Raw genomic sequence first — 11,175 nt, 5'->3', positions numbered from 1 at the left:
CCCACCACCGTGCACGTCCGAACGAAGGAGCACACCGAGTGAGACAACGCTTGCGAGGGGCTACCCGGCGACGGGTGACCGCGATCGCGGCAGTCGGCGCCATGCTGGCCGCGGGGCTGGTCGCCACGTCGGCGCCGGCCCAGGCCGCCGAGGAGAACCTCATCGTGAACGGGGGGTTCGAGGCCGGCGTCGCCAACTGGTTCGTGAACAACGGCAACTCGACCGACGGCGCGACGCTGTCGGCGACGCCGGACGCCTACGCCGGGTCGGGCGCGGCGCTCGTCACCGGCCGGGCGACGACCGGTTCCGGGCCGATGCAGGATCTCAGCGGCAAGGTGCAGGCCGGGCAGACCTACGCCCTGACGGCCCGGATCAAGTACGAGAACGCCGCCGGGCCGGCGACGAAGCAGTTCTTCGCCACCATGCACTACGGCGGGTCCACCTACACCAACCTGGTGAGCGTGGTCGCGACGAAGGGGCAGTGGGCGCAGTTCAACGGGACGTTCACCATTCCGGCGGCCCAGAACGTGTCGACGGCCCGGATCTTCTTCGAGACGCCGTGGACGAGCACGCCGTCCACGGACCCGGCCCTGCACCTCATGGACTTCAAGCTCGACGACGTGTCGGTGATCGGCGCGCCGCCGCCCCCGCCGCCGTCGAAGACCATCGAGGTCGTCGGTAAGCTGCCCGGCGAGCACAACCCGTTGATCGGGCACAAGTTCGGCGCCGACGGCTTCGGCTTCGTGCACAACGGCCGGGTCTACCTGTACCTGACCAACGACACCCAGGGCTACGCGCCCGACCCGGTCACGGGCATCTCGCCGAGCATCAACTACGGCAACATCAACCAGATCACGCTGATCTCCTCCGAGGACCTCGTGAACTGGACGGACCACGGCGAGATCCAGGTCGCGGGCCCGAACGGCGTCGCGCCGTTCACCGGCAACTCGTGGGCGCCCGGCATGGCGAAGAAGACGGTGAACGGGAAGGAGAAGTTCTTCCTCTACTACGCCAACGGCGGCGGTTCGAGCAACGTGCTCACGGGTGAGTCGCCGCTCGGCCCGTGGACCAGCGAGCGGACGAGCACGCTGATCAACGGCAGCACCCCCGGCGCCGAGGACGTCGCGTGGAAGTTCGACCCGGCCCCGCTGGTGGACGACGACGGCCAGGCCTACCTCTACTTCGGTGGCGGCCCCGCGTCGACGAGCATGCCGGCCGCCGAGCGCTTCAACAACCCGAAGAACATCCGGGCGATCAGGCTCGGCGACGACATGGTCTCGACCCAGGGGTCGGCCGTGGTGGTCGACACCCCGGTCTCGTTCGAGGCGGCCCAGGTCTTCAAGCGCCAGGGCAAGTACTACCTGTCGTACTCGTCGCACTTCGGCGGGGCGGACTTCGGCGGCAACCAGACCCCGCTGCCCGGCTACCCCGGCGGCGGCCAGATCGGCTACCTGATCTCGGACGACCCGATGTCCTGGCCGAAGGAGACCTACGCGGGCGTGCTGTTCCCGAACCAGTCGCAGTTCTTCGGCGCCGGCACGGGCGGCAACAACCACCAGTCGGTGTTCGAGTTCGGGGGCAAGTACTACTTCACCTACCACGCCCCGACGCTCAACAAGCGCATCAACGGCAACACCACGCAGGGCTACCGCAGCCCGCACATCCAGGAGCTGACGTTCAACCCGGACGGCACGATCCAGCAGGTCGTGGGCACCTACGCGGGCGTGGACCAGGTCCGCGACTTCGACCCGTACCGGGTGTTCGAGGCGGAGACCTTCGGCTGGAGCAAGGGCATCGCGACCGCGAAGGTCGACGGCGGCTCCGCCCAGTTCGGCACCTCCGCGCCGAACCTGGTGGTGCGTGACGTCGACAACGGCGACTGGACGGCGCTGTCGTCCGTCGACTTCGGCACGGCCGGCGCGGCGAGCGTGACGGCGAAGGTGCGGGCGCTGGCCGCCGGCGGCCGGATCCAGGTGCGCCTGGACGACGTGGCGGGCCCCGTGGTCGGCACGGTCGAGGTCGACACGCCCGTCGGCGAGTGGGCCGAGGTGACCGCCGCGCTCCAGGGCGTCAGCGGCGTGCACGACGTCTACTTCACCTACTCCGGCCCCGCCGGGGCGGACCTCTTCGAACTCGACTCCTGGAAGTTCGCGGCCGCGACCGGTCAGCCGGAGCTGTCGGTGACGGCGAGCGCGCAGGCGCGCTGCGTCGGCGGCCGGGCGTACGTCGCCGTACAGGCCACCAACGGCCACACCGCACCCGTCGACATCACCCTGGAGACCGCGTACGGCACCCGCACCGTCACCGCCGTCGCACCCGGCGCCAACGCCTACCAGTCCTTCACCACCCGCGCCACCTCCGTCGCCGCAGGCACCGCCACCATCCGCGCCACCGGCACCATCGACGGCACCACCGTGACCACCACCGTCACCACCAACCACCCCGCCCTTAGCTGCGGCGGATGACCATCAACCCCCACCAACCACGGACGTCAACGGAGATCGCATGAACACATGGAAGCGTAAGCGGCTGTACGCGGCGGGCGCCGCGGCCGCCATCCTGGCCGGGACGGCGGCGCTGCCGGCACCGGCGCTGGCCGAGGACGGCGCCGACGTCCGGGTGACGGTCGACATCGAGGAGATCCGGGAGCCGGGCGTGCTCGCCCTGTCGGTCGCGGGCGACTCGGTGGCGCTGGCCGAGGACGGCTCGACCCTGCTGGTACGCCAGTTCGTCGGCACCCTGCCGACGGTGACGGTCACCGACACCCGCACCGCCGACGAGGTGCCGGCCGGCGCGGCCTGGGCCGTGGTCGGCAGCGCGAGCGACTTCGTCGGCAGCTCCGGGCAGGCCCCGATCAGCGCCGGTCACCTCGGCTGGAAGCCGCGGCTGATCGACGGCGGCACCACCGGCTCGGTGACCGAGGGCGAGGAGGTCGTGACCGTCCTGGACGAGCCGACCCAGCCCGGCAACAATGTCGGCCTGGCCGACCAGGAGCTGCTGATGTCGACGTACGACTCCGGGGCGGTCGCCGGTGACTCGTACTCGGTCAACGCCGACCTGTACCTGCGCACCCCGGCGGACGTCGCCGCGGGCGCGTACACCTCGACGTTGACCCTGTCCCTGTTCGAATGATCACGCGCGGGGGCGGGGCCGGCAGCGGTCCCGCCCCCGCACCCCGCCGGAGGACGCCCGATGATCCGTTCCGTGCCGCAGGCGCTGCCGAGGCTGCTCGCCGTGCTGGCGGCGGTGCTCGTCACCGTGCCGGTCGCGCCCACCGGCGCCGGCGCGGAACCCGCCGCGCCGAAGCTGACCTGGGCGGTGCAGCCGGCCGGCCCGGACGGCCCGGACGGCCGGCGGTGGATCGAGCGCACCCTCGACCCCGGCCAGGTGGTGACGGAACACCTGGCCGTGCGCAACTTCAGCGCCACCAGGGCGGTCTTCCGCCTCCAGGCCGCCGACGGCTACCTCACCGACAAGGGCCGCTTCAACATGCTGCCCTCGACCGAGACGTCGAAGGACGGCGGCACCTGGATCTCGGTGCGCGACACGGTCACCGTCGGCGCGAACGAGACGAAGGTGGTGCCCTTCACGATCACCGTGCCCGCCGACGCCGCGCCCGGCGACCACCCGGCGGGCATCGCGGCGTCGGTCACCAGCACCGGCGGCACGGTCGCCGTCGAGAGCCGGGTCGGCTTCCGGGTCATGCTGCGCGCCAGCGGCACGGCCACGGCGGCCCTGGCCGTCGACGACGTGACCGCCACGTACGCCCGGTCCTGGAACCCGTTCGCGCCGGGCACCCTCCGCCTGCGGTACGCGGTGGCCAACGGCGGCAACGTCTGGGCCTCCGGCAAGGGCCGGGTGACCGTCTCGGAGGCGTTCGGCCTCGCCAGGCGGGACACCACCGTCGAGGTGGAGGAGCTGCTGCCCGGCGGCAGCCGCGTGGCCCGGGCCAGCGTCGGCGGCGTCTGGGGGCTGGGCCCGCTGCGGACGACCGTGACGGTGACCCCGGCGGCGCTCGGCGACGGGACCGTCGCCGACGTCCGGCAGGCCACGGCCACCGTGACGGTCTGGGCGGTGCCGTGGCCACAGCTCGGCCTGCTGGTCGTTCTCGTCGCGGTCGCCCTGCTGCTGCGGGCCGTTTGTCGGCGGCGGCAGCGGCGGCTCGCCCTGCTGCTCGACCGGGCCCGGCAGGAGGGCCGGGCGTCCGCGACCACGGTGGGGCCTTCGACGGACTGAGGCCGGCGACGTCCGGCCGGCGTGGACGGGGGCGTCGCCGGGTATGGTGCGGGGTGACGGTGTCGGCAGGAGGTCCCTCCGCCGTCGGGCATCGTGATCGGGCGCCGGTGTGAGCGCCGACTGGGACCATGCGGCAACACCACCCGCAGCCGCCCAGGTTCTTCCTCTCCAGAAACGGGATCCCCGCATGACTTTCCACGACGACGATCGATCGGCCCTGTTCCTCGTCACGCCGACCGCCGACGACCTCGACGACCGGGGCGTGACCTTCGACGGCAGCGAGGAGGCGATGCGGCGGCTGCGCCATCCGTTCGCGGTGAGCCCGGTCGACCAGGCAGCCGCCCCGACGGAGGCGGGCGACCGCCCGGGGCGGAACGCCTGACGGGCCCGCCACCTGTGGTATATATGGACATCGATTGATGTCCGGCGGTGCCGCGCCCCGGCCCCGCGCCCGCCACCGAGGAGGTCGGGATGACTCGGCACCGCTCCCGCCCGCACGCCTGGATCGCCGCGTTCCTCGCGCTGGTCGCCCTGCCGGCCGCCCTGCTCGTGCCGCCCGCGCCGGCCTCCGCCGCGAACACGCTCACCATGCTGGGCGCGGACGTCTCCAGCGTGCAGCGCAGCCTGGACCTCGGCGCGCGATACTACGACGCCGCCGGCACGGCGCGGGACCCGCTCGACATCCTCAAGGGCCTCGGCGTCAACTACGTCCGGCTCCGGGTCTGGAACAACCCCGCCAGCGGCTGGAACAACAAGGCCCGGGTGCTGGCGTACGCGCGGACGGTCAAGGCCAAGGGCCTCAAGCTGATGATCGACTTCCACTACTCGGACACCTGGGCCGACCCGGGCAAGCAGTACAAGCCCGCCGCCTGGGCCAGCCACGGCATCGGCCAGTTGCAGACGGACGTCTACAACTACACCTACGACGTCTGCTCCAGCCTGAAGGCGCAGGGCACCACGCCGGACAGCGTGCAGATCGGCAACGAGATCAACGTCGGCATGCTGTGGAACGACGGCAAGGTCGTCAACAACGACTTCACCAACCTCAGCTTGCTGCTCAAGGCCGGCTACCAGGCGACGAAGCAGTGCAACGGCGGCACGCAGGTGATCATCCACACCGCCAACGCGGACAGCATGGCCAACGCGCGCTGGTTCTACGACGGCATCCGGGCCAAGGGCGTCCAGTGGGACCTGACGGCCCTGTCCTACTACTGCATGTGGCACGGCAGCCTGGCCAACCTCTACAACGTCATCACCGACGTGCGGTCCCGCTACGGCAGGCCCGTCGTGCTCACCGAGACGGCGTACCCGTTCACCGCCGCGAACGCCGACGGCGAGCCGAACTCGATCAACGGTGGTGAGCCCTGCGCCGGCCACCCCGCGAGCTGGAGCGGGCAGGCCACCGAGTTCGCCTGGGTGCAGAACACCGCCCGCGACGCCGGTGCCGTCGGCGTCTTCTACTGGGAGCCGACCTGGTACGCCGTCCCCGGCAACGGGTGGGACCCGGCGAACATCAACGGCACCGGCAACCAGTGGGACAACATGGCCATCTTCAACTGGACCGGCCAGGTGAACCCCAACATCCGCTGGACGCCGTAGCCGGCCCGGCCACCGCGCGGACGGCGACCGGACCGGCTCAGGGCTCAGGGCTCAGGGCTCAGGGCTCAGGCGAAGTCGAACACGAGGGGGAAGGCGAGGACGACGACCCAGGCCCAGCCGGCGTACACGGCGAGGTAGCGGGTCTGCCAGCGTTCCAGGCGGGCGAAGGGTGCGCGGCCCCGGACGAAGCCGAGGAACAGCCACGCCGACCAGGCCAGGTTGGTCAGCAGGACGATGTTCTCCCCCAACGCCGCCGTCTTGTTGGGGCTGAAGCCCCACTCGCCGATCCGGCTGGTGATCGCCACCAGCACCAGGACGTCGATGACCAGGGCGCTGACGACGAGCGCCAACTGGAGGCGGTCGAACAGCCCGGGCCGGGCGGCGGGGTCGCGGGCGGAGATGGCGTACAGCAGCAGGCCCAGCACGACGACGAGCAGCAGGTCGAACAGGATGAGCACGTCGCGCTTGACGTCGATGCCGCTGTTGGTCCAGACGACGGCGACCAGGAACGCCAGCAGGGTCGCCGCGAACAGCGGCGTGAAGACGCGGGTCAGCACCGGGGCCATGTTCTCGATGACGCTCTGCTTCGCCTCGACCAGCCACGCCGACACGACGACGGCCGCCATCGCGCCGCACGGCAGCAGCCACGAGCTGATGAACCTCTCGGCGTCGATGCCGATGGCCTGGAAGGTGCCGGCGGTGAAGGCCGTGAGCACGCCGCCGCCCAGGGCGAGGAGGCTGAAGTAGATGACCCACTCGCCGGTGAACCGGATGAAGTCCATCCGGCGCCGCTCGGAGCGCCAGTCGCCGCCCACGTAGGCGACGCCGACGACCAGCCACAACGCCAGCGGCAGGTGGATCGCCGTGAGCCCGAAGGACTGCGAGTCCCCGGCGAGCGGGTACGCGTTCGCGGCGACCCCGCCGAGGGCGAACAGCGCCACGAGCGCCCCGACGACGCGGACGCCGACCCGGCGCTGCCAGGCGAAGTACGCGGCCAGCGCCGGCAGCGCGAACAGGCTCAGGTTGCGGGCGTAGAAGGCGGCGTCCTCGTCGGCCAGGTCGAGCCCGAACCAGCTCGGCACCTTGATCGCGAGCGCCGCGAGGGCCGCGCAGAGCACCATGACGGGCAGCTCGCGGCGGGTGCGGGCGGCGGCGGGCGCGTCCGGCTCCCCCGGCAGCACGAGTTGCTTCCACAACCGCTCGGAGTGCTCGCGGGCGAACTCCCGCGACAGCTCGTCGAGGCTGCCCATGCGCTTGACGGCGATGAGGAACGCCTCGTCGCTGCGCAGGCCCGCCTCGGTCAGCTCGGTGATCCGGCTGCGCAGGTGGTCCTCCAGCTCCTCGGTGTCGGCGTGGTGCAGCTCCCGGCGGCGGCGCGTGTAGGCCCGCCACTGGGCGATCTGGCCTTCCAGGTCGCTGTCGCTGTCGAGGGTCATCGTCCCGCCTCCCAGGCCGGTGCCGCGATCGGGTTGATGGACCGGGTCGTGTTCCAGACGCCGCGCAGGGCGTCGACGACCGCGGCCCACTGGCGGTGCTGCTCGACCAGCTCGGCCCGGCCCTGGTCGGTGATGCGGTAGTACTTGCGGCGGCGCCCCCCGGGCGGGGTCTGCCAGTACGACTCGACGTGCCCGAGTCGCTCCAGGCGGTGCAGCAGCGGGTAGAGCAGACCCTCGGTCCACTCCAGCCGGCCGCCCGATAGCTCGTTGACCTGCTTGAGGATCGCGTAGCCGTAGCTCTCGCCCTCGGCGAGGATCCCCAGCACGAGCGGCGTCGCCGAGGCGGCGACGAGGTCCTTGGTGATGTGCATCCGACCGCCTATCCCTAGAACTGCAATGCATAGTAGTTCTAGGTAACACGCCCCGCAATCCCCTCCGGCGGGGCCACCCGGCCAGCCGGCCTTTTGCCGTTCCGGCAACTTCTCTTGTCGGATCGGCGGGCCGCGCGGCACGGTGGGCGCACGACGAGCGGAGGAGGCGCGCGGTGGACGAGGCGTACGACGTGTTGGTGGTCGGCGGGGGCGCCGCCGGGCTGAGCGGGGCCCTGGCCCTCGCCCGGGCGCGGCGGTCGGTGCTGGTGGTGGACGCCGGGCAGCCGCGCAACGCCCCGGCCGGGCACGTGCACAACTACCTGGGCCGGGAGGGCACCCCGCCGGCCGAGCTGGTGGCGGCCGGGCGCGACGAGGTGACCCGCTACGGCGGCGAGATCGTCGCCGGCCGGGTCGAGGCGGCAGCCCGGGAGGACACCGGCTTCGTGGTCACGCTGGACGGCGGGCGGGAGGTGCGGGCGCGGCGGCTGCTGGTGGCGACCGGGCTCGCCGACGAGCTGCCCGACCTGCCGGGGCTGGCCGAGCGGTGGGGGCGCGACGTGCTGCACTGCCCGTACTGCCACGGGTGGGAGGTCCGGGACCGGCGCATCGGCGTCCTGGCCACCGGGCCGACGGCCGTGCACCAGGCGGAGCTGTGGCGACAGTGGAGCCCGCACGTGCTGCTCCTGCTGCACGACACGACGCTCGCCGTCGAGGACGCCGAGCGGCTCGCCGCGCGGGAGATCACCGTCGTGGCGGACCGGGTCGCGGCGGTCGAGGTCACCGACGACACCCTGACCGGGGTACGCCTGGCCTCCGGCGAGGTCGTCGCGCTCGACGCGGTGGTCGTCGCGCCCCGGTTCACCGCCCGCGCCGAGGTGCTGGAGTCGCTGGGGTGCAAGCCGGTCGACGTCGAGTTCGGCGGGCAGGTGATCGGCAGCCAGGTGCCCGCCGACCCGACCGGGGCCACCGCCGTGCCCGGCGTGTGGGTCGCGGGCAACGTGGCCGACGTACGCGCCCAGGTCGTCTCCTCCGCCGCGGCGGGCCTGGCCGCCGGCGCGGCGATCAACGCCGACCTCGTCGCCGAGGAGGGTCGCGCCGCCGTGGACGCGTACCGGGAGCGGACGCGGACGATGTTCGAGGAGGCCGCCTGGGAGGAGCGCTACCGCGCCCGGCCGGCGGTGTGGAGCGGCCGACCCAACCCCCAGCTCGTCGCGGAGGCGACCGGGCTGCCGGCGGGCCGGGCGCTCGACGTCGGCTGCGGGGAGGGCGCCGACGCCGGCTGGCTCGCCGGGCGGGGCTGGCGGGTCACGGCGGTCGACATCTCCGCCACCGCCCTGGAGCGGGCCGCCGCCCACGCCGCGGCGGCGGGCCCCGAGGTCGCCGACCGCATCGAGTGGCTGCACGCCGACCTGCGCGTCCGGCCGCCGGCCGAGGGCGCGTACGACCTGGTGTCGGCGCAGTTCATGCATCTGCCGGGCGCGGCGCGGCGGGAGCTGTTCGCGCGGCTCGCCGCGGCGGTCGCGCCGGGCGGGACGCTGCTGATCGTCGGGCACCACCCGCGCGACCTGCGCACCACCGCCCACCGGATGCACTTCCCGGACGCGATGTACACCGCCGAGGAGGTCGCCGCCGCCCTCGACCCCGCCGCCTGGCAGGTGCTGACCACCGAGACCCGGGCCCGGGCCACGGTCGACCCGGAGGGCCGCGAGGTCACCATCCACGACGCCGTGCTGGTCGCCCGCCGCCGGGCGTGACCGGCCCCGCCCGGTGCGCCGCACGCGCGCACCGGGCCGGGCCAGGGCGTCAGGCGCGGGAGCAGGGGCTGCCGTTGAGGGTGAAGGCCGCCGGTGCGGCCGAGTCGCCGGTGTGGTTGGCCTGGAAGCCGATGGAGACCGAGCCGCCGGGCGGGATCGCCGCGTTGTAGCTGACGTTGGTGGCGCTGACCTGCCCGCTGGTCGGGGCGTAGGTGGCGTTCCAGCCGCCGGTGATGCTCTGCCCGGCCGGCAGGGTGAACGCCAGGGACCAGCCGTTGATCGCCGAGCTGCCCGTGTTGGTGATCGTGATGTCCTCGGTCAGGCCCGTGCTCCACGCGTTGACGGTCGCGCCGACCCGGCACCCGGCCGCCGGCGGGCCCGTCGTGGGCGGCGGAGAGGGCGAGGGCGGGGTGGGCGGCGGGGTCGTGGTGGGGGGCGGGGTGCTGCCCGGGCCGCTGACCCGGTAGACGACCGTGCCGTGGCTCGGGACGCTGGCCGAGATCGTCCCGGTGGTGGTGGTGCTGGTGCCGTTGGTCCACGCGTCGCGCAGGGTGAGGGTGCCGGGGCTCATGCCGATCGCGGGGGCCGTGATCGAGACCGTCGTGGTCGCGCTGCCCTGGTTGAACAGCGCCACCGCCACGTCGCCGTCGGCCAGCTTCTTCGCCAGCACCCGGCGGGTGCCGTCGTTGGACACCTGCACCCCCTGGAGGCCGAGGGGGTCCTGGTTGATGGCGATCAGGTTCTGGTTCTTGAGGATGGTCTGCGTCGCCGCGTCCATCGACCGGATGTCGTTGCCCGCGATGAGCGGCGACGCCATCATCGCCCACATCGCGAAGTGGCTACGCATCTCCGTGTCGGTCATCCCGCCCCGACCGACCTCCATCATGTCCGGGTCGTTGAACGCGCCCGGCCGGGCGTACGACGCCAGCGGCACCGTCACGTTGATGATGTTCTGGATCCCCATCGGGTAGCCGTTGGTCTGCCCGGTGTTCCACGCGTTGGTGATGTCCTCCGTGGTCCGCCACATGTTCGCCACGTCGCCCCAGTTGCGCTGGGGACCCGTCTTCGCGTGGATGCTGTTCGGGTTGATGCTGAACACGATCGGCCGACCCGTCGCCGCCAGCGCGTCGCGCATCTTCGCGAACGTCGCCACCTGGTCGTTGATCGTGCCCTCCGGGGAGCACCAGTCGTACTTGAGGAAGTCGACCCCCCAGGCGGCGAACTGCCGCGCGTCCTGGACCTCGTGCCCCCGGCTGCCGGTCGCCCCCGGGTACCCGCCGAAGTACTGCGCGCAGGTCTTGTCCACCGGCACCTGGTAGATGCCGAACTTAAGGCCCTTGCCGTGGATGTAGTCGCCGAGGGCCTTCATCCCGCTGGGGAACCGGGTCGGATCGCCCTGGAGGTTGCCGGCGGAGTCCCGGTTGGGGTTGAACCAGCAGTCGTCCACCACCACGTACTGGTAGCCCAGGTCCCGCATGCCGCTGCTGACGATCGCGTCCGCCATCTGCCGGATCAGCGCCTCGTTGATGTTGCAGCCGAACGTGTTCCAGCTGTTCCAGCCCATCGGCGGGGTGCGGGCGACCCCGTTCTCCAATGCCTGGCCCGCCGGGGCGTGCAGGCCCACGGCGGCGCCGACCAGCAGGAACCCGGCCGCCAGGGCGGTCACCCACCGGCGGCGGGAAGCGGTACGTCTCATCGTTGTCTCCTCTTCGGCGGCGGAGCCGACGCCGCGGACGCTGGGCCGGGGCTACTCCGGCCAGGAAACTATAAGCGTCGATG

At 72.5% G+C, this 11,175-nt stretch carries 9 protein-coding genes; 6 read left to right on the top strand and 3 right to left on the bottom strand.

Annotated elements, in window-relative coordinates; translation table 11 throughout:
• Positions 1-74 precede the first annotated feature (74 nt).
• The 5 genes from TK50_RS31980 to TK50_RS04725 all read left to right on the top strand — a co-directional run bounded on the left by TK50_RS31980 (position 75) and on the right by TK50_RS04725 (position 5,835).
• A complete protein-coding gene (locus TK50_RS31980) occupies positions 75-2,465 on the top strand; it encodes a family 43 glycosylhydrolase (RefSeq protein ID WP_241773920.1) in 2,391 nt (796 codons plus the stop codon).
• A 40-nt stretch (positions 2,466-2,505) separates the two neighbouring features.
• Positions 2,506-3,132 carry a hypothetical protein gene (locus TK50_RS04740; RefSeq protein WP_043961639.1) on the top strand — a complete coding sequence of 209 codons (627 nt, stop codon included), beginning with the start codon at positions 2,506-2,508 and terminating at the stop codon, positions 3,130-3,132.
• Between the two features lie 60 nt (positions 3,133-3,192).
• A complete protein-coding gene (locus tag TK50_RS04735) occupies positions 3,193-4,236 on the top strand; it encodes a hypothetical protein (RefSeq protein ID WP_043961638.1) in 1,044 nt (347 codons plus the stop codon).
• A 187-nt stretch (positions 4,237-4,423) separates the two neighbouring features.
• Positions 4,424-4,618: a hypothetical protein gene (locus TK50_RS04730; RefSeq protein WP_043961637.1), complete on the top strand. Its 195-nt coding sequence runs from the start codon at positions 4,424-4,426 to the stop codon at positions 4,616-4,618.
• Between the two features lie 89 nt (positions 4,619-4,707).
• Complete coding sequence (locus TK50_RS04725; protein WP_043963826.1) at positions 4,708-5,835, top strand: glycoside hydrolase family 53 protein; 1,128 nt, start codon at positions 4,708-4,710, stop codon at positions 5,833-5,835.
• Positions 5,836-5,900: 65 nt separating this feature from the next.
• Here the strand turns inward: TK50_RS04725 and TK50_RS04720 are convergent, their stop codons facing one another.
• Entirely contained in the window at positions 5,901-7,271 is a 1,371-nt protein-coding gene (locus TK50_RS04720) for a permease prefix domain 1-containing protein (protein ID WP_043961636.1), read from the bottom strand.
• Positions 7,268-7,642, bottom strand: a complete 375-nt coding sequence (locus TK50_RS04715) for a PadR family transcriptional regulator (RefSeq protein ID WP_043961635.1) — start codon at positions 7,640-7,642, stop codon at positions 7,268-7,270. The genes TK50_RS04720 and TK50_RS04715 overlap by 4 nt, the downstream gene beginning before the upstream one ends.
• A gap of 173 nt (positions 7,643-7,815) precedes the next feature.
• Between TK50_RS04715 and TK50_RS04710 the strand changes: the two genes are divergently transcribed.
• Positions 7,816-9,396: a bifunctional NAD(P)/FAD-dependent oxidoreductase/class I SAM-dependent methyltransferase gene (locus tag TK50_RS04710; RefSeq protein WP_043961634.1), complete on the top strand. Its 1,581-nt coding sequence runs from the start codon at positions 7,816-7,818 to the stop codon at positions 9,394-9,396.
• 49 nt (positions 9,397-9,445) lie between these two features.
• Here TK50_RS04710 and TK50_RS04705 read toward each other — a convergent pair whose 3' ends face one another.
• Positions 9,446-11,092, bottom strand: a complete 1,647-nt coding sequence (locus tag TK50_RS04705; protein WP_052503607.1) for a cellulose binding domain-containing protein — start codon at positions 11,090-11,092, stop codon at positions 9,446-9,448.
• Between the last annotated feature and the right edge of the window lie 83 nt (positions 11,093-11,175).

Origin of the sequence: Micromonospora haikouensis, from assembly GCF_000876225.1 — a bacterium.
Taxonomy (GTDB): domain Bacteria; phylum Actinomycetota; class Actinomycetes; order Mycobacteriales; family Micromonosporaceae; genus Micromonospora; species Micromonospora haikouensis.
This window is presented reverse-complemented; position numbering and strand designations above follow the sequence as displayed.